Annotated in this window: 22 protein-coding genes; 9 read left to right on the top strand and 13 right to left on the bottom strand. The window is 65.6% G+C overall.

Translation table 11 applies throughout. From position 1 onward, the window contains the following. Positions 1–5: 5 nt before the first annotated feature. Genes M2361_RS00225 through mdlC form a run of 3 tightly spaced genes read right to left on the bottom strand, consistent with a single transcriptional unit; the run spans position 6 to position 4,383 of the window. Positions 6–1,196: a 4-hydroxybenzoate 3-monooxygenase gene (locus M2361_RS00225; RefSeq protein WP_259245678.1), complete on the bottom strand. Its 1,191-nt coding sequence runs from the start codon at positions 1,194–1,196 to the stop codon at positions 6–8. A gap of 40 nt (positions 1,197–1,236) precedes the next feature. Next, entirely contained in the window at positions 1,237–2,700 is a 1,464-nt protein-coding gene (locus M2361_RS00220) for an aldehyde dehydrogenase family protein (RefSeq protein WP_259245677.1), read from the bottom strand. A gap of 36 nt (positions 2,701–2,736) precedes the next feature. Next, complete coding sequence (mdlC, locus tag M2361_RS00215) at positions 2,737–4,383, bottom strand: benzoylformate decarboxylase (protein ID WP_259245676.1); 1,647 nt, start codon at positions 4,381–4,383, stop codon at positions 2,737–2,739. Between the two features lie 198 nt (positions 4,384–4,581). Here mdlC and M2361_RS00210 point away from each other — a divergent pair, with 198 nt between their 5' ends. Beyond that, positions 4,582–5,493, top strand: a complete 912-nt coding sequence (locus M2361_RS00210; protein WP_259245675.1) for a LysR family transcriptional regulator — start codon at positions 4,582–4,584, stop codon at positions 5,491–5,493. Here the strand turns inward: M2361_RS00210 and M2361_RS00205 are convergent. From M2361_RS00205 to M2361_RS00185, 5 genes are all read right to left on the bottom strand, one after another. Then, on the bottom strand, positions 5,490–7,235 hold the full coding sequence (locus M2361_RS00205; protein WP_259245674.1) for a long-chain-fatty-acid--CoA ligase: 1,746 nt from the start codon (positions 7,233–7,235) through the stop codon (positions 5,490–5,492). The two genes, M2361_RS00210 and M2361_RS00205, sit on opposite strands and share 4 nt — an antisense overlap. Before the next feature lie 37 nt (positions 7,236–7,272). Continuing rightward, positions 7,273–8,424: an acyl-CoA dehydrogenase family protein gene (locus M2361_RS00200; RefSeq protein WP_259245673.1), complete on the bottom strand. Its 1,152-nt coding sequence runs from the start codon at positions 8,422–8,424 to the stop codon at positions 7,273–7,275. 26 nt (positions 8,425–8,450) lie between these two features. Next, positions 8,451–9,275: an SDR family NAD(P)-dependent oxidoreductase gene (locus tag M2361_RS00195; RefSeq protein ID WP_259245672.1), complete on the bottom strand. Its 825-nt coding sequence runs from the start codon at positions 9,273–9,275 to the stop codon at positions 8,451–8,453. 17 nt (positions 9,276–9,292) lie between these two features. After that, positions 9,293–10,477: a lipid-transfer protein gene (locus tag M2361_RS00190; protein WP_259245671.1), complete on the bottom strand. Its 1,185-nt coding sequence runs from the start codon at positions 10,475–10,477 to the stop codon at positions 9,293–9,295. A gap of 122 nt (positions 10,478–10,599) precedes the next feature. Next, positions 10,600–11,652 (bottom strand): AraC family transcriptional regulator, encoded by a 1,053-nt coding sequence (locus M2361_RS00185; RefSeq protein ID WP_259245670.1) that lies wholly within the window; start codon positions 11,650–11,652, stop codon positions 10,600–10,602. 192 nt (positions 11,653–11,844) lie between these two features. Here M2361_RS00185 and M2361_RS00180 point away from each other — a divergent pair, with 192 nt between their 5' ends. Together M2361_RS00180 and M2361_RS00175 are read left to right on the top strand one after the other, a co-directional pair. Beyond that, on the top strand, positions 11,845–13,014 hold the full coding sequence (locus tag M2361_RS00180) for a CaiB/BaiF CoA-transferase family protein (RefSeq protein ID WP_259245669.1): 1,170 nt from the start codon (positions 11,845–11,847) through the stop codon (positions 13,012–13,014). A gap of 54 nt (positions 13,015–13,068) precedes the next feature. Beyond that, positions 13,069–14,076, top strand: coding sequence for a tripartite tricarboxylate transporter substrate binding protein (locus M2361_RS00175; protein WP_259245668.1), 1,008 nt, complete (start codon positions 13,069–13,071; stop codon positions 14,074–14,076). A 70-nt stretch (positions 14,077–14,146) separates the two neighbouring features. Here the strand turns inward: M2361_RS00175 and M2361_RS00170 are convergent, their stop codons facing one another. The 5 genes from M2361_RS00170 to M2361_RS00150 all read right to left on the bottom strand — a co-directional run bounded on the left by M2361_RS00170 (position 14,147) and on the right by M2361_RS00150 (position 19,959). Further along, on the bottom strand, positions 14,147–14,521 hold the full coding sequence (locus tag M2361_RS00170) for a tautomerase family protein (RefSeq protein WP_100856958.1): 375 nt from the start codon (positions 14,519–14,521) through the stop codon (positions 14,147–14,149). 169 nt (positions 14,522–14,690) lie between these two features. Continuing rightward, the gene (locus M2361_RS00165) at positions 14,691–15,941 is read right to left on the bottom strand and encodes a glycine betaine/L-proline ABC transporter ATP-binding protein (RefSeq protein ID WP_259245667.1); all 1,251 of its coding nucleotides are present in this window, start codon (positions 15,939–15,941) and stop codon (positions 14,691–14,693) included. Beyond that, the gene (locus M2361_RS00160) at positions 15,938–16,795 is read right to left on the bottom strand and encodes a proline/glycine betaine ABC transporter permease (RefSeq protein WP_259245665.1); all 858 of its coding nucleotides are present in this window, start codon (positions 16,793–16,795) and stop codon (positions 15,938–15,940) included. Before M2361_RS00160 ends, M2361_RS00165 begins: the two co-directional genes overlap by 4 nt. 369 nt (positions 16,796–17,164) lie before the next feature. Beyond that, complete coding sequence (locus M2361_RS00155) at positions 17,165–18,166, bottom strand: ABC transporter substrate-binding protein (RefSeq protein WP_259245664.1); 1,002 nt, start codon at positions 18,164–18,166, stop codon at positions 17,165–17,167. A 506-nt stretch (positions 18,167–18,672) separates the two neighbouring features. Beyond that, positions 18,673–19,959 (bottom strand): class I SAM-dependent methyltransferase, encoded by a 1,287-nt coding sequence (locus M2361_RS00150; RefSeq protein ID WP_259245663.1) that lies wholly within the window; start codon positions 19,957–19,959, stop codon positions 18,673–18,675. Between the two features lie 207 nt (positions 19,960–20,166). On the opposite strand from M2361_RS00150, the gene M2361_RS00145 reads away from it, so the two are divergent. The 6 genes from M2361_RS00145 (at position 20,167) to M2361_RS00120 (ending at position 26,116) form a co-directional block, all read left to right on the top strand. Further along, complete coding sequence (locus tag M2361_RS00145) at positions 20,167–21,321, top strand: Bcr/CflA family multidrug efflux MFS transporter (protein WP_259249199.1); 1,155 nt, start codon at positions 20,167–20,169, stop codon at positions 21,319–21,321. Positions 21,322–21,660: 339 nt separating this feature from the next. Continuing rightward, entirely contained in the window at positions 21,661–21,897 is a 237-nt protein-coding gene (gene rpmB / locus M2361_RS00140; protein WP_050447723.1) for a 50S ribosomal protein L28, read from the top strand. 37 nt (positions 21,898–21,934) lie between these two features. Continuing rightward, complete coding sequence (gene rpmG, locus M2361_RS00135) at positions 21,935–22,102, top strand: 50S ribosomal protein L33 (RefSeq protein WP_003810296.1); 168 nt, start codon at positions 21,935–21,937, stop codon at positions 22,100–22,102. Positions 22,103–22,254: 152 nt separating this feature from the next. After that, on the top strand, positions 22,255–23,484 hold the full coding sequence (locus tag M2361_RS00130; RefSeq protein WP_100856964.1) for an ABC transporter substrate-binding protein: 1,230 nt from the start codon (positions 22,255–22,257) through the stop codon (positions 23,482–23,484). Continuing rightward, the gene (locus M2361_RS00125) at positions 23,484–25,361 is read left to right on the top strand and encodes an ABC transporter permease (protein ID WP_259245660.1); all 1,878 of its coding nucleotides are present in this window, start codon (positions 23,484–23,486) and stop codon (positions 25,359–25,361) included. Before M2361_RS00130 ends, M2361_RS00125 begins: the two co-directional genes overlap by 1 nt. After that, entirely contained in the window at positions 25,358–26,116 is a 759-nt protein-coding gene (locus M2361_RS00120; RefSeq protein WP_259245659.1) for an ABC transporter ATP-binding protein, read from the top strand. The genes M2361_RS00125 and M2361_RS00120 overlap by 4 nt, the downstream gene beginning before the upstream one ends. Positions 26,117–26,126: the final 10 nt, after the last annotated feature.

Raw genomic sequence — 26,126 nt, 5'->3', positions numbered from 1 at the left:
GCGCTTCAATCCCAGAGCGGCCCGACGGGCAGCCCCACATAGTTTTCCGCCAGCGCGGTGCACGCCGCGCGCGAACGGGTCAGGTAATCAAGTTCGGCGTCTTGCAGCTTGCGTTCAAAGGCATCAGCGCCCGGCGCGCGGTGCAGCAACGACGTCATCCACCATGAAAACCGCTGCGCCCGCCAGACGCGGCGCAAGGCCGTGGCGCTATAAGCATCAAGCAGGTCTTCGCGGTGTTGTCGATAGAACCGGATCAAGGCGCGCGACAGCAAGCGCACATCGGACATCGCCAGATTCAGACCCTTGGCCCCCGTGGGCGGCACCACATGCGCCGCGTCGCCCGCCAGAAACAGCCGGCCGTGCCGCATCGGTTCGGTAACACTGCTGCGCATGCCGATGACGGTCTTGTCAAAGATGACGCCCTCTTTCGGCTGCCATCCATCGCGGGTGGCCAACCGGGCACGCAGCGTGGACCAGATGCGGTCATCGGACCAATCTTCGGGTTGATCGCGGGGGTCGCATTGCAGATACATGCGCTGTACCTGGAGCGACCGCGTGCTGACCAGCGCGAAGCCGTCGTCGCCCAAGGCGTAGATCAGTTCGTCGGATGACGGCGGGGCCTTGCACAACATGCCCAGCCATCCGTAGGGGTAGCGGTGTTCAACCGTTTGCAGCGCCCGCGGGGCGATGGCGGCGCGGCTGACGCCATGCGTGCCGTCGCAGCCAACGATGAAATCCGCCTGCACGGTTTGAAGCTCGCCGCTGTAGCCGCCATAGCGCACGAAGGGTCGCGACGATGCCAGGTCATGCAGGCTGACGTTGGCCACCTCAAAGCGCAGGTCCCCGCCCGAGGCCAGCCGCGCGTCCACCAAGTCCTTGATGACTTCGTGCTGCGCATAGACCATCACCGCGCGGCCGCCCGTCAGTTCAACAAAATCAATGCGCCGGTCCACGCCGCCCACGCGCAGCACGGTCCCTTCGTGCCGAAAGCCTTCGCGGCGCATCCGGCCGCCCAGGCCCGCATCGGACATCAGGTCCACCGTGCCCTGCTCCAGCACACCCGCGCGGATGGTGGCGCAGATGGCGTCGCGGCTGCGGCGTTCCAGCACCACGGATTCAATGCCCTGCAAGTACAGCAAGTGCGACAACATCAGCCCGGCCGGGCCGGCCCCTATGATTGCTACCTGAGTGCGCATGGTCCGCCTCTACTCTTGAAAGCTGTCTGGCGTCATAACGTCAGAACGGGTCGTCGCGCGCGGTGGTCTGCACCGTGATCCAGCGCAGGTCGGTAAAGGCGTCGACACCGGCCTTGCCCCCGAAACGGCCAATGCCGCTGTCCTTGATGCCGCCAAACGGCATCTGTGCCTCATCGTGAACCGTGGGGCCATTGACATGGCAGACGCCGGATTCAATGCGGCCCGCCACGGCGATAGCCCGCCCGACGTCGCGGCCGAACACCGCCGCGGCCAAGCCGTAGTCGTTGTCGTTGGCGCAGGCCACGGCTTCGTCCACGCCGCTCACGCGCACAATGCCCATGACCGGCCCGAACGCCTCTTCGCGGTAAAGCCGCATGCTGGGCGTGACGTGGTCGATCAAGGTGGCGGGCATCAGCACGCCGTCGGCCTTGCCGCCCGTGACCAGACGGCCGCCTTGCGCCAGCGCGTCGTCAATCAGGGCGTTGCAGCGTTCCACGATGCTCATGTCGGCAACCGCCCGCAGCACGGCCGGCTCCTGGTGGGAATCGTTCACCGACAGCGCCGCCGTGCGCTCGGCCAGCAGGGATACGAAGTCGTCCGCCACGGCTTGATCCACGATGATGCGTTCGGTGGCCGTGCAGCTTTGCCCGGCATTGGCGTAGGCGCCAAACACCGCCGCGCGCGTGGCGGCGTCCAGGTCGGCGTCGTCCAGCACCACGAACGGCGTCTTGCCGCTTAACCCAAGCACGACCGGTTTCAAGTGGTTGGCGCAGGCGGCGGCAATACGCCTGCCGACTTGCGTAGACCCCGTGAAGCTGACCCGGCGCACGGCCCGATGCGCCACCATGGCTTCGACGACGGTGGCCGCCTCGGTGGGTGCGTTCGTAATGAAGTTGACAACCCCCGGGGGTAAGCCGGCCTCTTGCAGGGTGCGAATGATGAGTCCATGCGTGGCCGGGCACATGCCGCTGCCCTTGAGCACCACGGTATTGCCGCAAGCCAGCGGCGTGGCGATGGCGCGCACGGCCAGCACAACCGCGGCGTTCCAGGGTGCAATGCCCAGCACCACGCCGGCAGGCTGCCGCAGGGCCGTCGCCGTATTGCCCGGCACGTCGGAGGGAATGACGTCGCCGTTGATCTGTGTGGCCATGGCGGCGGCCTCAAGCAGCATGCCCGAGGCCAGCCGCACATTGAACTTCGCCCAGCCGGCCGACGCGCCGGTCTCGGCCGCCATGGCCTCGGCAAACAACGGGGCTTTGTCCTGCAACGCCCGCGACGCCTGGATCAGCAGCGCGCGGCGTGCTTCGGGGCCGGTCGCCGACCACGCAGTGAAGGCCGCCGCTGCCGCATCCACCGCGGCCAAGGCATCCTGCACGCTGGCGGCGGGCGCCACTGACGCAACGCTTCCATCCAACGGATTGCGTCGTTCGAACGTGGCGCCGTCGCGTGCGCCCAGCGGTTCTCCGTTGATCAGCAGCGATACCTGCATGGGAGATACGTGCATGATGTTGCCTCCTTTGGAATGCGTCGCACCGTGCGCTCAGGCCACCCGCACTTCAACCAGGTTGGGGCCGCCGCTGGTCAAGGCCTCGGTCAGCACAGCGCCCAGGCGGGTAGGGTCGGATACGCGCACGCCGGGGCATCCGAGCCCCGTCGCCAGCGCCACGAAATCGATGCCGGGCAGATCGGTACCCATGACCTTGTCGTGCGGACCAAAGCCGAATGCCGGCGCGAAATCTTGCAGGGCGGCGTAGCGGCGGTTATTCAAGATGACGAAGGTGATGGGCAGCTTGTGCTGGCTGGCGCTCCATAGCGCCTGGATCGAATACAAGCTGGAACCGTCGCCAATCAGGCCGATGACACGCCGGCCGGGCTTGCCCAGCGCCACGCCCACGGCCGCCGGCATGCCATATCCCAGCCCGCCGCTGTCCATGGTGTAGAAGGTTTCGCTGCGCACGTGGGGCAGATAGTCCTGCATGACCGGCCGCGCGCTGGGGGCTTCTTCCACCACGATGTCGGCGGGGTCGCGCAGGCTGGCCAGGGTTTGCAGCACGAACGCGACGGACATCGGCGACGATGCCTGGACCGGGGCGCAGGTCTCGCGCCGCGCCGGCAAGGGGCGCATGCAGGGCGCCGGCCGCGTCAGCAAGTCTTGCAGGCAAAGCTTGATGCTGCCTACCGCCGCCAGGCCCGCGGGCGCCCAGGCGGCGGTGTCCGGATCATCCGTCAAGAGGCAGAGCTCGGCGCCGTCCGGCACGTGCGGCCCGGAGCCGTCAACGTGATAGGTGAACGCCGGGGCTCCCACGACCAGGATCAGGTCATGCCCCGCCAGCCGACTGACGATGCCTTCGCGCGCGGCGGGCAAGAAGCCGGCGAACAGGCGATGGCGTTCCGGAAAGCTGCAGCGCCCCGACATGGGGGCGGCCCAGACACGCGCGCCATGCGATTCCGCAAGCGCAACGATTTCGTTCCAGGCGCCATCGCGGTCCACCGCGGCGCCCACCACCAACACCGGCCGCCGGCAGGCGTCCAGCAAGGCGCCGATGCGCCCGATGGCTTCGGGTTGCGGGCGTAGCGCGGTGCTGACGCAGCGCCGGGCGAGCGGCGGCGAAGGCGCATCCCAATCATCAACCGGCACCGAGACCAGCACCGGGCCGCGCGGCGGCATCATCGCCAAGTAATAGGCGCGCGCGATGGCCAAGGGCACGTCTTGGGCACGTGCCGGTTCGGTGCTCCATTTGACGTAAGGCCTGGGCATATCGGCCGCGTGGCTTGATGACAGAAAGGGATCGAAAGGCAAAATGCCACGCGCCTGCTGGCCGGCCACCACCACCATGGGCGTGCGGTTCTTGAAGGCCGTGAAGAGGTTGCCCATGGCGTTGCCGACGCCCGCCGCCGAATGCAGGTTGACCAACGAGGCGTTGCGCGTGGCTTGCGCATAGCCGTCCGCCATGCCCACCACGCTGGCTTCCTGCAGGCCGAGCACATAGCGGAAGTCGTCCGGAAAGCCGCGAAACATGGGCAGTTCGGTGGATCCGGGGTTGGCGAAAACCGACGTCATGCCGACGCGGCGCATCAGGTCGTAGACGGCGTCGCGGACGGTCAGCGCCGGGGCCGGCAGCGACGCGGCGGCCAGACCGTCGGCTGCGTCCAGCGGGTGCAGTAAACCAAAGGCGGATCCGGTCATTGCTAGGGTCCTTGCGGTGAAGCGCAGTGAAACTGCAGGGAAATTACCGTGAAATTTCGGTGACGTCGCGAGCAGCCGGCGCGCGCTTTGGCGTGCGTGATGGCGGGCCTTTCGCACCGTCAACGAGGACGGCAGAGTGTCGCCCCCCCTAGCAGACTTGAGAATTGAAATATCGAGACAAAGTCATTACGCTTTGGCATGCCATTCGATCTTCACCAATTGGCGGCATTCAACGCGGTCGTTGCGGCTGGCAGCCTTGGCCGCGCGGCCGACGCCATGCACGTCACGCAGTCCGCGCTAAGCCGCATCGTCCGCCGGCTTGAAGTTCACGTTGGCGCGCCCTTGTTCGAACGGCATTCCAAAGGCATGCAACTGACCGACATTGGCCTGGCCCTGCTGCCGCATGCCACCTCGTTGCTGCGCGATGCCGAAGGCGCCAAAGAGGAAATCCGCGCGCTACTCGGCCTGGCCAAAGGCACGATACGCGTGGGCGCCGTGGGCAGCATCGCCTGTCAGATCTTGCCGACCGCGTTGACCCGCACCTGCCAGCGGTGGCCAATGCTGCAGGTGGAAGTGGTGGAAGGGGTTTGGGACCGACTGGCCGGCGCCTTGCTGTCGCGCGAGATCGACCTGGCTCTGGGTGCTCACACCCACGACACCGACGAGATCATCTCGGTGCCGGATTGCTGTTGGGAAGACACCAGCTACGTGGTGGCGGCCATCGCCCACCCGCTGCGCGAGCGCCGCGCGCTTAGCCTGGCCGACACGCTGACGCACAAGTGGGCCATCATGCCGCGCGGCACCGGCCCGTTCGAACACATGAAAGCGCTGTTCACGCGGCATCGGCTGCCCACGCCCGAAGTCACGGTTGAAACGCGGTCCATCACCGTGTTGAAGAACCTGATCGCGCACTCGGATTTTTTGGGGTGGATGCCCGAACCCATGTATTACGCCGAACAGCGCGCCGGCCTGCTTGACCGCCTGCCCATCCCCGGTGCCTCCGACACGCGCACGCTGACGGCGTTCCGGCGCAGCCATGGCTTGCTGCCCCTGCCTGCCGCGAAACTCCTGAACGAATTGCGGCGGCTGGCCACCAACCCGCCGTCTTAGGCTGTCGCGCGTTGCGCCTCCTGCAACTGGCGCCACAGGATTTTCCCGGTGCTGGACTTGGGCAGCGCGTCCACGAACTCAACGATGCGTGGCGCCTTGTAGGCCGCCATGCGCGCGCGGGCCCAGGCAATCACCTCGTCTTCGCGGGCGCTGTCGCGCGCTTCGGGACGCAGCACCAGCAAGGCCTTCACCGTTTCGCCTCGGCAGTCGTCGGGCACGCCCACCACGCACGCCTCGTGCACGGCGGGATGTTCGTACAAGGCGTTCTCGACTTCCGCCGGCCAGACCTTGTAGCCCGAGGCGTTGATCATGCGCTTGAGCCGATCGGTGATGAAGAAATAGCCGTCTTCATCCATGCGCCCCAGGTCGCCAGTGCGAAAGTAGCGTTCGCCATCCAGCATGAAGAAGGCCTCGTCATCGGCGGCCGGGTTATTCCAATAGCCTTGCATGACCTGCGCGCCGCGCGTCACCAGTTCACCCACTTCGCCGGGCGGCAACGCCTGCAAGGTGGCGGGGTCGACCACCCGCGTATCGACGCCGAAGGTTGGCACGCCGATGCACTGGCGCTTGTTGCGGTGCATGGGGTTGCAGTGCAGAAACGAAGCGGTCTCGGTCAGGCCGTAGGCTTCGTTGAAGATGATGCCGTAGCGGTCGGCCAGCATCGCCGCCACCGCCTCGGGCATGGGCGCGCCGCCGCCGCACAACAAGGCAAGGCGCGACAGGTCGAACGATTCAATCTCCGGCTGCGCGAAAAAGTCGACAACCATCGCGGGCGGCGCGGCCCAGACGCTGACGCGGTGCCGCGCCATCAGTTGCGCGGCCACCTGACGGTCCCAGCGTGGCAGCAGCACGACCGTGGCGCCCAACAGGATCGGCAGGTTCATGCAGTTCTGCATGCCCAGCAAATGGAACAGTGGCGCCACGCCCATGATGACGGCTTCCGACGTCAGGCCGCGCCAAAGCTGCGACCCCGTCACCGCCGCGCCCAGCGTGCCGTGCGTGTGGCGGCAGCCCTTGGGGCGGCCGGTGGTGCCGGACGTGTAGGGCAAGAGGCACAGGTCCTGCGCGCGGCTTTTATGCGGCGCGGGCGGGGCGTTGACCGCCAGCGCGCCATACCAAGGAACAGACCCGGGAACAGACGCGGGCGCAGACGCGGGCACAGCCCCGGACACCGTCCCCGGCACGGCGCCACGCACGCCACCCGATGCCTCGGCGTTGTGGCGCGGCGCGGCGACCCAGTCGGGTGGCACCACCCGGTCATCGTCATCCCCCGCGCCCAGGTAGTCGGAATAGGTGTGGACGATGATGCGGTCCAGGCGCCCGTCCTCAACAAAGCGTGCCAGCCGGGGCGCCAGTTCCTGCGCGGCAAAGGCCACCTGTGCGCCGCTGTCTTGCAGGTAATGCGCGAGCTCGTCTTCGGTGCTCATCGCGTTCACCGGCACCACCACCGCGTCGGCGCGCAGCACCGCGTAGTAGGCAATGATGAATTGCGGACAGTTCTGACTCAGCAACAGCACCCGGTCGCCCGCCTTGACGCCCGCGCCGTGCTGCAAATAGCCGGCCATGGCGTCGACCTCGCGCTTCAGGCGCGCGTAGTCCAGCACCATGTCGTAGAACACGATGGCGGGCTTGTCGGGATAGCGCGTGGCCGCGGCCTCCAGGTTGAAGTACAGGCTGGACCGAGGCTGGCTGATGTGCGTCGGCAGCCCCTTGGGCCAATACCGCAAATGCGCTTGCTGCATCCGTGTCTCCGGGTTCCCGCGCAAGGTGCTGTCCGCGCTAGGCGGTCATGCCCCGCGCGATGATTTCTTTCATGATTTCGTTTGACCCGCCGTAGATCTTTCCCACGCGCGCATCCGCATACATGCGTGCGATGGGCGTTTCCAACATGTAGCCATAGCCGCCGTGCAGTTGCAGGCATTCATCGATGACCTGGCAGTTCATTTGCGTGGTCCACCACTTGGCCATGGCGGCGGTGGACAGGTCCAACGTACCTTGCAATTGCCGCGTAATGCAGTCGTCGACAAAGCGCGCGGCGATGGTGGCTACCGTTTCGCATTCGGCCAACTTGAAGCGCGTGTTCTGCATGTCGATGAGCGGCTGCCCGAACACCTGGCGCGTGCGGGTATAGGCCAGCGTGTCGTCGATGGCGCGCCGCATCGTGGCCACCGCCCCCACCGCGATCAGCAGGCGTTCGCGCGGCAGTTGCTGCATCAGTTGCACAAAGCCGCGCCCTTCCACTTCGCCCAGCAGGTTGCCGGCCGGCACGCGCACGTCGTCGAAAAACAGTTCGGTGGTGTCCAGGCTTTTCTGGCCCAGTTTTTCAAGCAGCTTGCCGCGCCGAAACCCGGGCAGATCCTGAGTTTCCACCATGATCAACGAGACCCCGCGCGATCCGGCCGCAGGGTCCGTCTTGGCCACCACGCAGATCAAGTCGGCATGCAAGCCATTGGTGATGAACGTCTTGGACCCGTTGATGACATAGGCGTCGCCGTCGCGCCTGGCCGTGGTGCGCACGCTTTTCAGGTCGGACCCGGCGCCGGGCTCGCTCATGGCGATGGCGCCGACAAGTTCACCCGTGGCCATGCGGGGCAGCCAGCGCTGCTTTTGCGGCTCGGTGCCGTAGTTCAGGATGTAGTGCGCCAGGATGGCGCTGTGCACGTTGTTGCTGAAGCCGTAGACCATGGCGCGCGCCTGCTCCGCCGCCACGATGGCCTCGTGCGCAAAGCTGCCGCCCGCGCCGCCATAGGCCTCGGGCATGCTGACGCAAAGCAGCCCCATGCGGCCGGCCTTGTGCCAGATGTCGCGATCGGCGTGTTGCTGCTTGCGCCATTTTTCCTCGTCGGGCGCGAACTCTTTTTCGAACAGGCGGCGCGTGGAATCCTGGAACAGCGTCAGGTCGGCGTCCATCCAGCCGGGGCGGGATCCCATTGGAGTATCCATTGACATATCCCCGATCAAGGACGGCCGCCGCCCACGACCAGCACCTGTCCGCTGACGTAGTTGGATTCGGGCAGGCAGAACAGATACACGGCGCCCGCCGCTTCGGCAGGCGTGCCCGCGCGGCCAAGCGGGATCAGGCTTTCGGCGTTTTTCAGCACCTGCGGATTCACGCCCACCTTGATCTGCCGTCCCTCGATGTCCAACGTGGCGTCGCCATCGGCGGCGGCTTCGGTCAGGCGCGTCTTGATCAGGCCGAACGCCACGCTATTCACATTCACTTTGTAGCGCCCCCACTCTTTGGCCATGGCGCGCGTCAGGCCATTGATGCCGGCCTTGGCCGCCGCGTAGTTGACCTGCCCCGCGTTGCCCATCACGCCAGAGGTGGACGATATGTTCACCACCTTGCGGAACACTTCGCGTCCGTCGGCGGCCTCGGCCTTGGCCGCTTCGCGGATGAAGCCGGACGCGGCGCGCAGGATGCGGAACGGGGCCGACAGGTGTACGGCCAGGATCTCGTCCCACTGCTCGTCGGTCATCTTCTGGATGACGTTGTCCCAGGTGTAGCCGGCGTTGTTCACAATGATGTCCAGCCCGCCGAAGGTGTCGACGGCCGTGCCCACGAAGCGCTCGGCAAAGCCGGGCGCGGTCACGCTGCCGGGGCACGCCTGCGCCTGCCCGCCCGCCTGGCGGATCATGGCGACCGTATCGTTGGCGGGCGCCGGGTCCAGGTCGTTGACCACGACTTTCGCGCCTTCATGCGCCAGCTTCAGCGCAATTTCTTGTCCAATGCCGCGTCCGGATCCGGACACCAGCGCCACCTTGCCGTCTAGCGTACCCATCGTCTTTGTCTCCTGTTTCATGCCGCCTGGTACAGCGTGACGACGCAAGCGCCGCCCAGCCCCAGGTTGTGCTGCAAGGCCAGCCGCGCGCCTTCCACTTGCCGCAGGTCGGCCTGCCCGCGCAGTTGCCAGACCAGCTCGGCGCATTGCGCCAAGCCGGTTGCGCCCAGCGGATGGCCCTTGGACAACAGGCCCCCCGACGGATTCGTCACGACGCGCCCGCCGTAGGTGTTGTCGCCATCCAGGATGAACTTTTCGGCGCTGCCCTCGGGCGTCAGGCGCAGCCCTTCGTAGGTGATCAGTTCATTGGCCGTGAAGCAGTCGTGCAGTTCCACCACGTCGAGATCGTCGGGGTCCACGCCCGCGGCCTCGTAGACTTGGTCGGCGGCGGCCCGGGTCATGTCGTAGCCGACCAGGCAGCGCATGTCGCCGGAGTCGAAGGTGGAGGGCGTGTCGGTGGTCATGGCCTGCGCCGCGATGCTGACGGCGGGCTTCAAGCCATGCCGACGCGCGAAGTCGTCCGAGCACAGGATGGCGGCCGCCGCGCCGCAGGTGGGCGGGCAGCATTGCAAGCGGGTCAAGGGCTCGAAGATCATCGGTGCGTCCATCACGTCGGCCAGCGTGACGGTCTGGCGAAAGACGGCATACGGGTTGCGCGCCGCATGCTGGCGCGCCTTGACGGAGATGCGCGCGAAGGTGTCGGCGCGAATATCGTGCTGCTGCATGTAGCGGCGCGCGGCGCCACCGAAGAACTGCGCGGCGCGAGGCTTGCCGGTGTCATAGCCTTGCGCGTCGGTCATCGCCTCGATGAATCCGGTCAATGGCGACGGCCGGTCTTCATAAACGCTTTTCAACGCGCCCGGCACCATCTGTTCAAAGCCCACGGCCAGTGCACATTCCACCGCGCCGCTTTCCACGGCCTGACGGGCCAGGAACAAGGCGGACGAGCCGCTGGCGCAGTTGTTGTTGACGTTGAAGACGGGAATGCCGGTCAGGCCCACGCCATACACCACCGCCTGGCCCGACGTGGAATCGCCGTAGACGTAGCCCGCGTAGGCTTGCTGCACGGCGTCGTACGGCACGCCCGCGTCTTGCAGGGCTTCCCGCGCGGCGCGCATGCCCATCACGGAATAAGGTTCACTTGCACCGGGCTTGCTGAAGGGGATCATGCCCACGCCGGCCACCCAAACTTTTCTGTTCATGCCTGTTTCTCCTGGAGTGCTTTGCACACCCCGTTGCCTGGCCCATAGCTTCCCGCCGGGCGCGCAACGCGGCAATGGCCGCAGGCATCAAATGGATTGGCGGAAAGTGTCAGCGCCCGGCATCACGCGGGCGGGGCCGAGGTCGGGGCCGAAGTCGGGGCCGGGGTGGGGCCGCACGCCAGTTGATTACGGCGATACTCGCCCGGCGACACGCCCGTCCATTTCTTGAAGGCGCGATGAAACGTGCTGGGTTCGGAAAAGCCCAAGCGCTCGGCAATCTCCATCAGGGACAAGTCATGCCGCCCCAGGTATTCAACGGCGGCGTCGCGCCGCAAGTCATCCTTCAGCACCTGAAAGCCCTGCCCTTCTTCGCGCAGATGGCGCCTGAGCGTTTGCGGCGTCATCGACAACTGCGCGCTGACCTGCGCCAAGGACGGCAACTCGGCAGACAGGTCGTTGCGCAGCAGGCGGCGGATGCGGTCGGTCAGCGTGGCGCGGTCTTGATACTTCACCAGCAGATCAAACGGGGCGTTGGCCAGAAAGGCATGCAGCGCCTGGGCGTCCTGCACCACGGGCAAAGCCAGCCAACGCGATTCCAGCCACAGGCCGGTGACCGGCTGCCCGTAGCGCACCGGCGCGTGAAAGACCCGTTGCGCGTCGGCGCTGCGCGTGCCCGCGTGGTAGTCCACGCCCAGGATGGGGATGCGGCGGCCCGCCAGCCAGTTGGCCACGCCCAAGGTGAAGAACAGGAAGGTACGTTCGCCATACCACTGCGTGCAGCCGGGTTCGCTTCGGGCGTCCAGCACGATGCGCGCGGTGTCGCCCGCCACGCAAAGCCGCGCGGTGAAGTCGCGCAGCACGCCGTGGTAGTAGCGAAACGCCACGCGCAGCGCGTGGCCCACCGTGCTTTCCTGCACCGCCAGGCGGCAGGCCTGGGCGAAGGCGCCCAGCGGCACCGGGCGCTGCCCCATGCCCAGGAAATCGTCGCGCGTGGCGCGCCGCAGCATCCGCAAAATTTGCGCGAACTGCGCCTGCGACACGCGCGCCATCGGCGCCTGCAACAAGGCAGGCGGCACGTCCGCGCGCCGCAGCACGCGCTCAACGTCCACGCCGCGCGTGCGGGCGCCTTGCAGGATCTGGGCGATGTGCCCCACGGCAATGGTGTGATGCGTCATGGCGGATTCCTACGGCTGGGGCGTGAACCGTCTGCGTCGATGGTAGCGAAAGGCATGCGGGCGCGGAACGCCCGGCGTGAGCATTCCCGCCAAGCCGAATCAGCGATTTCGCCATTGGTTCGCCGCAAAGCCCCGCCTAGACTGGCTTTTGCCTTAGTCCGGCCGCCTCTTCGTATTTACCGGAGTCCCTCTTTGGATACGCCGAACACCGCTCCGCTTGCGGGTATCAAAGTCCTGGATCTGTCGCGCTTGCTGCCCGGCCCGCTGGGGGCGCAGTACCTGGCCGACCTGGGCGCCGACGTCATCAAGATCGAAGACACGCAGGCGGGGGACTACGCGCCCCCAGCACTACGCGCCGTGTGCAACCGCAACAAGCGGGGCTTGCGGCTGGACCTGAAACACCCCGACGGGCAGGCCGTGCTGGCGGCGCTGGCTCGGCAGGCCGACGTGCTGATCGAGAGCTTTCGCCCCGGCGTGGCCGCGCGCCTGAAGGCCGACTACCCGACCTTGTCGCGGCACAACCCGCGCTTGGTGGTTTGCAGCATCACCGGCTACGGCCAGAACGGCCCGCTGAGCGATGCCGCCGGCCATGACCTGAATTATTCGGCCTACGCGGGCGTGGCCGATCAGATGGGATGCGGGCCGCATCAACCCGCGCTGTCCAACGTGCCGATGGCGGACATTCTGGGCGGCTCGCTGACGGCGGTGATGGGTATTCTGGCGGCGTTGGTGGACGCGCAACGCACGGGGCAAGGGCGCTATGTGGACATCGCCATTGCCGACGGCCTGCTGGCGGGCGCGGTGGTGCCGCTGGCCACGCTGAACGCGCATGGCGACACCCGCCCGGCGGGCGGCGACACGCTGTCGGGCGCGCTGGCCTGCTACGGGCAGTACCGCGCGCAAGACGGGCGCTACCTGGCCGTGGCGGCGCTGGAACCAAAATTCTGGGACACGCTGTGCAAGCGGATTGAACGGCCCGACCTGCTGCCGCTGCACCGCGATGACGACCCCGCGCGACAGGCGTGGCTGCGGTCTGAACTGCAAGCCTTGTTTGCCTCGCGGCCGCTGGCGCATTGGCTGGATCTGCTGGAGGGCGCGGACTGCTGCGTGTCGCCCGTGCTGAAACTGTCTGAAAGCCTGGCGCATCCGCAGTTCACCGCGCGCGGCATGGTGCAGGCGTCCCGGCATCCGGCCTACGGGCCGGCCGCGCAGATCGCCAGCCCCGTGAAGATGTCCGGCTTTCAGTTCGCCATCCACCGCCAGGCCCCACTGCCGGGCGAACACACTGCCCAGGTCCTGCGTGAAGTCGGCTATGACGACGCCGCCATCGCCAGCCTGGCCGAGCGTGGCATCGCGCTGTAAGGCCTAGGCCCGCCCCCTCTTGCTGTGCCCATAACAATCAGGACGGAGACAACCATGACGGATCATCCTTGCAGCATCGCCTTGCCCAGACGCCGCAGCCTGCTCAAGTTGGGGCTTGGGTTGGGGCTTGCCCTGCCCACCGCGCTGGCGCTCAGCCCGGCCGCGCGCGCGGCCACCTTTCCCACGCGGCCCATTACGCTGATCGTGCCCTTTCCCGCCGGCGGCGCCACCGATACGCAAATGCGCGCGCTGGCGGTGGCGGCCTCGCGCGAACTGGGCCAGAGCGTGGTCATTGCCAACCGGCCAGGCGCGGGCGGCACGCTGGGGCCGGCCGCCATGGCGCACAGCGCCGCGCCGGACGGCTACACGGTGTCGGTGGTGGTGGGCACGCTGTTTCGCTACCCGTTCCTGCAACAGGTGAACTACGACCCCGTGCAGGACTTCACTTACATCGCCTGCATGACGGCTTATTCCTACGGCATCGTGGTGCGCCAGGATGCGCCCTGGAAGACGCTGGACGAACTGATAGCCGATGCGCGCGCCCACCCCGAGAAGATCAGCTACGGCGCCACGGGCGCGGGCGGTTCGGGTCGCATCGCCATCGAACGTCTGTCCAGGCTGACCGGCACGACGTTCAATTTCATTCCGTACAAGGGCGCGGCGGAAGAAACCACGGCGCTATTGGGCGGCCACATCCAGATGGTGGCGGACGCGGGCTGGGGCCCGATGATCGACACGGGACGCGCGCGCCTGTTGGCCATCATCGGCGATGCGCGCGCCAAGCGCGTGCCCGAGGTGCCCACCATGACCGAACTGGGTTACCCCATTGTGGCGACCAACCCCGTGGGCATCGCCGGCCCCAAGGGCATGGATCCGAAGACGGTGGCCGTGTTGCAAAAAGCCTTTCACCGCGCGGCACGCGACCCCGAGTACAACCGCGCCCTGGAAACGGCGGACCAGCCCCACATGCTGATGGACAGCGCGGCCTATACGGAATTCGCCGTCAAGCAAGTGGCGGAGGAAAAGCGCTTCGTGGCCGAACTGGGGCTGAAGACGCAGTAGCGCGCGGGGCGTAGCTGCCGCGCGACAGCGCTACTGCGTGACCGCGCTGCTGCGCGGCTGCGCGGCTGCCTTAGCGGCCGGCTGCCTTGGCGCTGATGCCGTTGGCCACGCCCATGTCCACCTTGGGCACGTCGCGGATCAGCACCCGCACGTCGTCGCCCGAGATGTCGATACTGGTGCACACGGCCTGGTTCAGCGCGGCGATGAGCGCGGCCTTCTTGGCTTCGTCTCGCCCTTCAATCAGCGCCACGTCCACCCGCACCATGCGCTTGCCGATCTCACCCGCCACGATCACGTTTTCGGCGGGCACTTCCTGCAACACGATACGCACGCTGGGCAGCGGCGCGGCAATGCTTTCAACCACCGCGTTGGACGCGGCCGTGAGCAAGGCGGCCTTCTGGGCGGCCGAATGGCCTTGCAGGATCTGGACATTCAAAATGGGCATGGCGCTTTCCGATTATGCGAATGGGGATGGCCGGGCTAGTGACCGGCCAGCCATCATAAAACGACTTTGCCCGCGTGCAACTGATTGCACGCGGGCAAAATTCAAACGCTGGACGCCGCGGGAAACAGGCAGCGCCATGGGTAGCACGCCAGGAACGGCGCGCCGGTGATCAGGCCGCTTCGCCCCGATGCTCGGGAGCGGGTTGGCCTTCAAGTTCGGCGGTGGCCGGTTCCGGCGTGGTTTCCGCAAGCGCCGGGGTCACCAGCTCCACGACCTTCTTGCGCGACAGCATGCCCAGGAATTCGTCGTCCTCGCCCGTGACGGCCACCGGCTGATCGCTATGCACCAACTGCGCCAGCACTTCACCCAGGCCCGCCGTGGCGGGCACCGAGGCCAGGTCTTCAACAAAGCGCGACACGTCGCGCACGCCTTCCTGGATGGCCTGCTCGGCCGCCTTCGCGGTCAACACGCCGGCCAGGCGCTTGCCGTCCAACACCGGCGCGTATTCGTAGTCCATGGCGCGCATGCGGTCCAGCGCGTGCGCCGGACGCGAACGCATAGTGAGGGTCAGGCGCGCCGGGTTCACGGCGTGCGTGGCGTTGAGCACCTTGGTGCGGTTCACGTCTTGCAGGAACGACTGCACGTAGTCGTTGGCCGGGTTCAACAGAATGTCTTCCGGCGTGCCTTCCTGCACCAGCTCGCCGTCCTTCAGGATGGCGATGCGGTTGCCCAGGCGCAGCGCTTCGTCCAGATCATGCGTGATGAACACGATGGTCTTGTTCAGCTTGGCCTGCAATTGCAGCAACTGGTCTTGCATTTCGCGGCGGATAAGCGGGTCCAGCGCGGAGAACGCTTCGTCCATCAGCAGGATTTCGGCATCGGTGGCCAGCGCGCGCGCCAGGCCCACGCGCTGTTGCATGCCGCCCGACAGTTGATGCGGATACTGGTTTTCGAAACCGGCCAGGCCCACTTGTTCCAGCCAGTCCAGCGCCCGCTTTTCACGTTCGGCGCGGCCCACGCCCTGCACGGTCAGGCCGTAGGCGGCGTTGTCCAGCACGGTGCGGTGCGGAAACAGGCCAAAGCGCTGGAACACCATGCTCATCTTCTTTTGACGGAAGACTTCAAGGTCGCGCTTGTTCAGGCTGACGACGTCCACGCCATCGACCAGGATGTGGCCGGCGCTGGGCTCGATCAGGCGGTTGAAGTGGCGGATCAAGGTCGACTTGCCGGAGCCCGACAGCCCCATGATGACGTAGATGCTGCCTTCTTCAATGGACAGGCTGATGTCGCGCAGGCCCAGCGTGTGGCCGCTTTCGGCCAGCAGCTGTTCCTTGCTCATGCCGCCCTGGGCGGCTTCCAGCCACTTCTTCGGATGCGATCCAAAGACCTTGTAGATGTTCTTGACTTCGATCTTGCTCATCGCTGGCCTCCCATGCGCATGCGCTGTCCATACGATTGCGTGATCCGGTCGAACAGCACGGCCAGCACCACGATACCCAGGCCCGCCAACAGGCCACGCCCCACTTCCAGGCGGTTGATGCCCAGCAACACTTCATAGCCCAGGCCGCGCGCGCCGATCATCGAGGCGATCACCACCATGGACAGCGCCATCATCGTCGTCTGGTTGATGCCCGCCATGATGTTGGGCAGCGCCAGCGGCAACTGCACGCCGAAGAGCTGTTGACGCGGGTTGGCGCCAAAGGCGCGCGACGCTTCCAGCACTTCGCGGTCAACCAGGCGGATGCCCAGGTCGGTCAGGCGGATCAGCGGCGGCACGGCGTAGATCACGGTGGCGATGATGGCGGGAATCTTGCCCAGGCCAAACAGCATCACGACCGGAATCAGGTACACGAAGCTGGGCATGGTCTGCATCACGTCCAGCACCGGCAGCATGACGGAACGCAGCCAGTTCACGCGAGCCATCAGCACACCCAGCGGAATACCGATCAGCACCGACAGGCCGGCGGCCATGATCATCAGCGCCAAGGTCTGCATGCCGGCGTCCCACAGGCCCAGCACGCCGATCATGCACAGCAGCGCGCCCATGGCCAGGCTCAGGCCGATGCGGCGGCTGACGCCCCAGGCGATCGCCACGGTGACGCCAACCACGGCCCACCAGGGCGAGCTGCGCAACAATTGCTCCAACCACACCAGGGCGTGCAGCACCGGCTGAGACAGAGTCTCTAGCGTGTCGGCGTAGTTGGTGACCAGGTGATCGACGAACCCGTCGATCGCCGCCCTGACCTGGCGGGCGGGAATAATTTCAGGAAACATAGTTTCGACTCCATTCTTGGGCGCTTTCAGGCGGCAGGGGCCGCCACGCATTCCGGATTCCGGATGGGCATGCGGCCAGAGGGCTTTCTTGACGAAAGCAGGCTGCATGCGGTGCAACGCCTATTGCTGGCGGCCGGGCGCAAGCGCCCTGCCAGCGGCCATCTCAGGGGAAAAAACCCTGGGCGTGAAATCCGCCGTGAGGCTTTTTCCCTTAAGGGCTTTTCCCTTATCGACTTTTCCCTTAAGGGCTATTTCCTTAAAGGCTTTTTCCTTGAGGGCTTTTCACCTGGCGGTGTCCCGGCCTGCCGACACTCGCGGCAAACCGGGCCGGCCCGCGCCATGACGGCGCGCGGCCAACACCGGATACCGTTACAGCGCGCTTTGGACGCGCCCGGCGACGTCAGCAGGAACCCACTTGGTCCAGACGTCGGGCTTGTTCTTCAGGAACCACTTGGCCACGGCGTTGGACTCATCGCCGGACTCTTCCATGTGGGCCAGGGTTTCATTGATGACCGGCAGCGGCACCGATACCTTGGACAGGAACTCGGTCAGCTTGGGCGCTTCTTCCGAGAACTTGGTGTTCACGGCGGTGAAGACGGGGTTGTCGGGGTAGGCGCTGGGTTCGGGTTTGGCGCACTTGGTCGACGTCAGGCACTTGTGCTTTTCGGCGTCATAGGGCGGCATATCCAACTTGACCAGGTCCATCGCGCCAACCAGCGGCGTGGGCGACCAGTAGTAGAAAACCACGTTCTGCTTACGCTTGTAGGCCGACATCAGCGCGGCTTTCTGCGCGGCGCCCGTGCCGGGCGAGTACAGCGTGTAGGTGTCGCCCAGCTTCAAGGCGTGGAACAGGTTGTTGCTGGTGACTTCGCAACCCCAGCCCGCCGGGCAGCCGTAGAAACGGCCCTTGCCGGGCTCTTCCGGGTCCTTGAATTCGTCCTTGAACTTCGGCAGGTCGGCAGCCGACTTCAGCTCGGGCAGGCGCTCTGCGGTGTAGCGCGGGATGTACCAGCCTTCGGCGCCCATGTAGATGTCGCCAATGCGCTTGACCTTGCCGGTCTTTTGAGCGCGATCCCAGGGATCGGCCACGCTGTTCAGCCAGATCTCGGTATTGATATCCAGGTCGCCGCGCTCAAGCGCGGCCAGGGCGGGCAAGGTTTCCGTCGGCAGGGTTTCGGTCTTGCAACCGTAGCCCTTTTCCATGATGAAACGTTCGACATCAACCAGAACCAGGTTGGATTCCCAGTTCATGGCGCCGAAATTGACCGGGCGCTTGATCTCGCATTCGGGGGCGTCAGCGGCTTGGGCCACGCCAGCAAAGGCAAACATGACGGCCGCGGCGGCCAGGGTCTTGACAGGGGTAAAACGCATTGGCTTTTTGCCTCCATAGGTTCAAGGACACACGCCAGGCCTGGCCTGGAAGTGCCGTGGAGCTAAGGGGGTTGTGCGGAAGACGGGCAGAACCGCCAATACAAACCGACACTAGCGACAAGAGGAACCGCAAAGGCGCGGATTCTTGCAAGACAGGAGTTTCAAAAACACGATTTTTGAAAACCCACAGAAATTGAACAAAACTGAACGAAGAAGGCAGCATCTTAAACGAAATTGCTGCGGCACCCAACCCCAAGGCTGAAGTGAACCGATACATTTCAGGCGAAAAAGATGGGGGATTACCCTGAAGCAACCGAGATGAAACCCCGAATTTCCCTGGGGAATATTGGTTTCAAATGACTGATGCATTCAGTAAATATTTTTCTCGTATTAGTACATTCCAGGCGTTTCAGACCCGCCAAAAATTGAAGGCGGGCCGCTTTGAACGCACGCCGCCCGTCAAATCACATCAAATATTCAGCAGAAATTCAGTTTATATTCAGGGGTTATTCAGCTTTTGGCACCCCCGGCGCCCCGCCGTCCGCATACATGTAGTCGCGCCGCCACGGGTAAGACAAGTCCGGCGGGTTATCCAGTTCGTCCGGCCTGCCCACGGCAGGCGTCTGGCCCAGAATCTGATGCAGGGCAATCCAACCGTGCTCGAACGCCATGGCGCAGCCAGCCAGATACAAGCGATAGGCGCGCAAGGACCGCGCGCCCTGTTCGCCGCTCAACACTTGCGCCGCTTCGGGCAGGCGAGCTTCCAGCGCATCGCTCCAGGCCCACAGCGTGCGCGCGTAATGCGGCCGCAGGTTTTCAACGTCCACCTCTTCCAGCCCGCCGTTGGTCATGGCCTGCATGACCACGCTGATATGCGTCAATTCGCCGCCGGGGAAGATGTATTTTTCAATGAATTCGCCCATGCCGTTGCCCAGCTCGGGGTTGTAGACGCCCGCCGCCGTAATGCCATGGTTCATGATCAGCCCGCCCGGTTTGAGCAGGCGGCGCAGCTTGGCGAAGTAGCCTTCCAACTGTGCCCGGCCCACGTGCTCGAACATGCCCACCGAGGCAATCTTGTCGTAGGGCGTGGACTCGTCGAGCTTGCGGTAATCCAGCAGTTCCATGCGAACCCGGCCGGCCAGGCCCTTTTCCTGGATCAGCTTCGTCACATGCGCATGCTGGTTGCGCGACAGCGTGATGCCGGTGGCGTCCACGCCATAGTGCTCGGCGGCCCACAGCAGCAGGCCGCCCCAGCCCGCGCCCACATCCAGAAAGCGCTCGCCTGCGCGCAGGCGCAGCTTGCGGCAAATGAGGTCAAGCTTGGCTTCCTGGGCTTGGGCCAACGTCATGTCCGGCGTGCGGAAGTACGCGCAGGAATAGACGCGGCGCGGATCCAGCCACAGGGCGTAGAAATCGTCGGACAGGTCGTAATGGAACTCGATCTGCTTGGCATCCCGCTCAATGGAGTGGCGCCACACCGACATCACGCGGCGCACCAGTTCGGTCAGCCATCCGCTACGCGCCGCCTCCACCGGCGAGCCGGGCAACAACGCCGCCGCCGCCGCCATCACGTCGCGCATATTGCCTTCGATATCGATGCGCCCTTCCACGTAGTCCTGCCCCAGCACGCCCACGCCGCCTTCGGCCAAATGGACAAGCGCCGCCTTGTCATGCGTTACGAAGCGCACGCGCGGGTCAGGCGGCCCCAGCACCGCGCCATCAGGCAGCACCAGTTGGACGGGCACAGGCAGGGCTTCAAGTTTGCGTTGCACGACAGACAGCAAAGGATTCACGGTTTCTCCTCTGAACATGAGCGGGTCGTCGGCGACTTTATCGGATAGTTCCCGACATTTTGCTGTAAGGCGGCCCGTGATACAGTCGCTCGCTTGGCGCACGGCTGGCGGGTAACTGTCGGCGCGCCCTGTCCCCTGCGTTTTACCGCGATCACCATGTCCCCATCATCTGTTTCCCGTAGCGGCCTGCCCGGCTGGCTCATCCTCATGGGCGCGCTGACTGCGATCGGCCCGTTCGCCATCGACATGTATCTGCCCGCATTCCCGACCATTGCGGCGAATCTGGGCGTGTCCCGAGGCGATGTCGAACGCACGCTGGCCGCCTACCTGATCGGCCTGGCGCTGGCGCAGGTGTTCTACGGGCCGATGGCCGACCGCTTTGGCCGCAAGCCGCCGCTGATGGTCGGCCTGGCGCTTTTCATGGTGGCCTCGTTGGGGTGTGCGCTGTCCAGCTCCGTTGAAGCGTTGACCGGCTGGCGCGTGGTGCAAGCCATGGGCGGTGCGGCGGGCATCGTGATCCCACGGGCGGTCATCCGCGACCACTATGAAACCCACGAAGCGGCGCGCGCCATGTCGCTGCTGATGCTGATCATGGGCCTGGCTCCCATCCTGGCGCCGTTGCTGGGCGGGCAATTGCTGGCCATTACGTCCTGGCGCAGCCTGTTCTGGATCATGCTTGCCGGCGGCGCCATGCTGATGTTCGCCGTCGCCAAGATCATGAAGGAATCGCTGGCGCCCGAGCGCGTCGTGCCGCTGCGCTGGAGCACCATCCTGCGCAACTACCGTGATCTGTTCGCGCATCGCGGCTTCATGGCGCACAGCCTGGCGGGCGGATTTGGCCAGGCCGGTATGTTCGCCTACATCATTGGTTCGCCGCGCGTGTTTATCGAACTGTATGGTGTGGCGCCCCAGTATTACGGCCTGCTGTTCGGCACCAACGCGCTGTCGCTCATCATTTGCTCGCAAATCAGCGCCCGCCTGCTGCGCACCTACACGCCTCGCCAGTTGCAGCGCAAGGCGCTGATCTCGCTGGCTTCGGCCAGCCTGGTGGCGGTGGCCCTGACATTGGCCGGTTGGATGACGCTGCCTCTCTTGATGGTGTGCCTGATCGGCTACATGGGTAGCCAGGGCTTCGTGAACCCGAACTCGGCGGCGCTGGCGCTGTCGGAGCAAGGCAAGCGCCTGGGCGCGGCGTCCGCCTTATTGGGGACGCTGCAATTGTCCTGCGGCGCGCTGGCCGGATTCGCCGTCAGCGCCTGGCAAACGGATAGCGCCCTGCCCCTGACCACCACCCTGGCGACCTGCGCCTGCCTGTCGTGGATTTCGGGGCGTGTCGCGCAAACGCACACCGCGCAAGCTTGACCGCTTGATCTGCAAGCAATATTCGTATTAGAATCTTGGTCTTCACATGAAGTTTCCCGTGCGGGACTACTATGCTTTGTAGTTCAGCACTCTGACCCCAACCGCGCATTTCGGTACTTTGGTAGATACCTCAGGTACATACCTCAATACACGGCGGATGGCAGGCAGCGGGTATAAGCACGGGGCAGGTTTCACTTGCCCCTCATCCACTAAGACTGGGTGGCCGGCAACGCAGCGCAATACAACGCGCACCAATGCGAACTACACAGCCCGGCGGCTAAAACCCTGTCTACCTCCCCCAAGCGATGCGCGACAAGAACGACATAAAGAGGTGCATCCATGGCACGCGTATGCCAAGTGACCGGCAAAGGCCCGATGGTGGGCAACAATGTTTCGCACGCGAACAACAAGACCAAGCGTCGCTTCCTGCCGAACCTGCAATCGCGCCGGTTCTGGGTTGAAAGCGAAAACCGCTGGGTTCGCCTGCGTGTTTCGGCTAAGGCCATCCGCACGATCGACAAGAACGGCATCGAAGCCGTGCTGGCCGAAATGCGTGCCCGCGGCGAAATGGCCTAATCGGCCTCCCCGCCAATCTACATACTAGGAGCACGACATGGCCAAAGGTATCCGCGAAAAGATCAAGCTCGAGTCGACTGCCGGCACGGGTCATTTCTACACGACCACCAAGAACAAGCGCAACATGCCCGAGAAGATGCTGATCAAGAAATTTGATCCGGTCGCTCGCAAGCACGTTGACTACAAGGAAACCAAGCTGAAGTAATTCAGCCGGTTTCTGGTGAGTCGAAAAAGGCCCTGCCGCAACGCAGGGCCTTTTTCATTGCAGGATCATAAAAGAGCATGTTTCAATTGGCCGCTACCGGCTGCGCGCCGCGCGCCTGGCCCCGCTTGAAACCTCTCGCCTGCGATACCGCCATGCTCCCCTCCTGCCTTACTTTGCTGCGCCGCGCGCTTGCGCCCGCACTCCTGGCCCTGGCGCTGACGCCCGTCGGCGTTGCCGTCGCCAAGGACAAGGAACCGCCGATACGCATCGGCGAAATCAACAGCTACAAGGCCATTCCCGCCTTTCTGGGCCCCTACAAGAAGGGTTGGCAGTTGGCGGTGGAACAGGTCAACGCCGAAGGCGGCGTGCTGGGCAGGAAGCTGGAAGTCATCTCGCGCGACGACAACGGCAACCCGGGCGATTCGGTACGCGCCGCGCAAGAGCTGATTGCCCGCGAGAAAGTGGAACTGCTGTTTGGCGGGTTCCTCTCCAACACCGGCCTGGCGCTGACCGACTTCGCCAAACAGCAAAAGGTGTTCTTCCTGGCCGCCGAGCCGCTTACCGACAAGATCACCTGGCAAGAGGGCAACCGGTACACCTACCGCCTGCGCCCTTCCACCTGGATGCACGTGGCGGCGCTTGCGCCCAAGGCGCTGGCGTTACGCAAGAAGCGCTGGGCGATCGTCTACCCCAACTACGAATACGGGCAATCCGCCGTGGCCACCTTCAAGGCCATGATGAAGTCGTTCCAGTCCGATGTGGAATTCGTGGCCGAGCAGGCCGTGCCGCTGGGCAAGGTGGACGCCGGCGCGGTGGTGCAGGCCTTGGCCGACGCCAAGCCCGACGCCATTTTCAACGTGCTGTTCGCCGCCGACCTGACCCGATTTGTCCGTGAAGGCAATACCCGTGGCCTGTTCGAAAACATGCCCGTCGTGTCCGTGCTGTCGGGCGAACCGGAATACCTGGAACCGCTGGGCGCCGACACCCCCACCGGCTGGATCGTGACCGGCTACCCCTGGTATGCCATCGACACACCCGCCAACACCGCCTTCGTCGAGGCCTACAAGAAGCGCTACAACGAAACGCCCAAAGTGGGGTCCGTGGTGGGCTATGCGTCACTGATGTCCATCGCCCAGGGCTTGAAAGCCGCCGGCGCCGTGGACACCGAGAAACTGGTGGACGCCTTTGCCGGCCTGAAGGTGGACACGCCCTACGGCCAGATCCAATACCGCAAGATCGACCATCAATCGACGATGGGCGTCTACGTGGGCGTGACGGCCGTGGAAGACGGCAAGGGCATCATGAAAGACTTCGCTTATATCGACGGCGCCCGCCTGCAACCGCCGGATGAGCAAGTGCGCAAGATGCGTCCCGCGCACTGATGAGCCTGTCGGGGCTGCTGTCGCAGCTGCTTAACGGCCTGGCGGACGCCAGCGCCTTGTTCCTGGTGTCCGCGGGCCTGTCGCTGATTTTCGGCGTGACCCGCGTGGTGAATTTCGCCCACGGCTCGTTCTACATGCTGGGCGTCTACCTGGCCTGGACCTTCACCACCTGGTTCGGCGACGGCCCCGCGTATTGGGCGGGCCTGTTGCTGGCCGCGCTGGCCACCGGCCTGATCGGCGCCGCGGCCGAATGGCTGGTGCTCAAGCGCCTGTACCGGGCGCCCGAACTGTTCCAGTTGCTGGCCACCTTTGCGCTCGTGCTCATCATCGGCGATGCGGCGTTGGCCATCTGGGGACCCGAGGATTTATTCGCCGCGCGCGCCCCCGGCCTGTCCGGCGCGGTCCAGATCCTGGGCCGCCGCTTTCCGCAATACGACCTGCTGTTGATCGCCGCCGGGCCCATCGTGCTGGGCCTGCTGTGGCTGCTCTTGATGCGCACGCGCTGGGGCCGCCTGCTGCGCGCCGCGGCGGAAAACCGCAGCATGCTGGCCGCGCTGGGCGTGAACCAGGCCTGGCTTTTCACCTCCGCCTTTACCTTGGGCGCCTTCCTGGCCGGACTGGGCGGCGCGCTTGCCGCCCCCCGTGTCCCCGCCACCTTGGGGCTGGACCTGGAGATCATCGCCAGCGCGTTCGTGGTGGTGGTGGTGGGCGGCCTGGGGTCGATACCCGGCGCCTTCCTGGCGGCGCTGCTGATCTGTTCCGTCAAGGCCGTGTTCGTTTTCCTGGGGCAAGTGCACATCGGCCCCTGGGTGTTCAACCTGTCGAAACTGACCCTGTTGGCCGAGTTTGCCGTGATGGCGGTGGTGCTGGTGGTGCGCCCCTGGGGCTTGCTGGGCAAACCGCCTGCCCCAAGCTCGCATGCCAGCGCGCCCGAACGCCCCATTGCGCCCGCCGGCCGCCGCCTGCGGCTGGCCTATGGCCTGCTGCTGCTTCTGCTGGCGCTGGTGCCCGTCGCAACCTTGCAGTGGCCCTATCTGGGCATTTTGATGACCGAGATCCTGATCGCCGCGCTGTTCGCGGCCAGCCTGCACTTTCTGACTGGCCTCGCGGGCATGACGTCTTTCGGCCACGCCGCGTGGTTTGGCCTGGGCGCATACGGCGCCGCGCTGCTGCTCAAACTGGCGGCCGTGCCAATGGAAGCCGCCCTGCTGCTGGGCCCCTTTGCGGCTGCGTTCGGCGCGCTGCTGTTCGGCTGGTTCTGCGTGCGCCTGTCGGGCGTGTACCTGGCCATGCTGACGCTGGCCGTCGCGCAAATACTCTGGGCGCTTGCCTATCAATGGGATGACGTCACGGGCGGCAGCAATGGCCTGATCGGGCTGTGGCCCTCGCCGTGGCTGACGCAAGGACCTTGGTTCTATTACCTGACGCTGGCCGTGTGCGCGGCGGGCATCGCGTGGCTGCGCCGCCTGGCTTTTTCACCACTGGGTTATGCCCTGCGCGGCGTGCGCGATTCGCCCTTGCGCGCCGAGGCGCTGGGCATGGAGGCCCGGCGCGTGCAGTGGGCAGGATTCGTCGCGGCGTCCTTCGCCGCCGGCATGGCGGGGTCGCTCTATGCGTTTTCCAAAGGCAGCATCGCCCCCGACGTGATGGCGGTGAGCCGCTCGGTGGACGGGCTGGTGATGGTCTTGCTGGGTGGTTTGCAGACACTGGCGGGGCCGCTGGTGGGCGCGGCTGCCTACACCTGGCTGCAAGACACCGCCGCGCGCAGCACCGAGTACTGGCACGCCGTGCTGGGCCTGGCCATCCTGGCGCTGGTGATGGTCTTTCCGGACGGCTTGGCGGGCGCCGCGGCGCGGCTACGCGGGAGGCGCGCATGACGAAGACCGGCGCCCTGCTGCAAGTGGAAGGCTTGCGCAAATCCTTCGGCGGAATCGACGCACTGGCGGGCGTGTCCTTCACGCTTGAAGCGGGCCGGATGCTGGCCTTGATCGGCCCAAACGGCGCGGGCAAGTCCACCTGCTTCAACGTGCTGGGCGGCCAGCTACGGCCGGACGCCGGATCCGTGCGGCTGGACGGCCGAGAACTGGTGGGCCTGTCGGCCGGCAAGATCTGCCGGCTAGGCGTGGGCCGCACCTTTCAGACCGCCGCCACGTTCCGGTCAATGACAGTGCGCGAAAACGTGCAGACGGCACTGCTGGCGCGCGACCGCCTGCTGTTTCGCCCCTGGCGCCGCGCCGACCGGCATGCGGCCGACGAAGCCATGGCCTTGTTGTCGCAAGTGCAAATGGCGGACAAGGCCGAGTCGCCCTGCGGCACCCTGGCCTATGGCGACGTCAAGCGGGTGGAGCTTGCCATGGCGCTGGCCCACCAGCCGCGTCTGCTATTGATGGACGAGCCCACGGCCGGCATGGCCACCAACGAACGGCACGCACTGATGCGGCTGACGCGCCAGTTGGCCGACACCCAGCGCATCGCCGTGCTGTTCACGGAACACAGCCTGGACGTGGTGTTCAAGCACGCCGACCACATCGCGGTGCTGGTGCGCGGCGCGCTGCTGGCCGAAGGCGCCCCCGCCGTCATCGCGGCGGACGAACGGGTACGCGCGGCCTATCTGGGCACCGAAGCGCCCTGAATCCCGTGCG

It is taken from the genome of Achromobacter sp. JUb104 (genome assembly GCF_024806975.1).
In the GTDB taxonomy this organism is placed as follows: Bacteria; Pseudomonadota; Gammaproteobacteria; order Burkholderiales; family Burkholderiaceae_B; genus Achromobacter; species Achromobacter spanius.
Note: the sequence above shows the minus strand (reverse complement) of the source record. Positions and strands in the feature narration are given on the sequence as shown.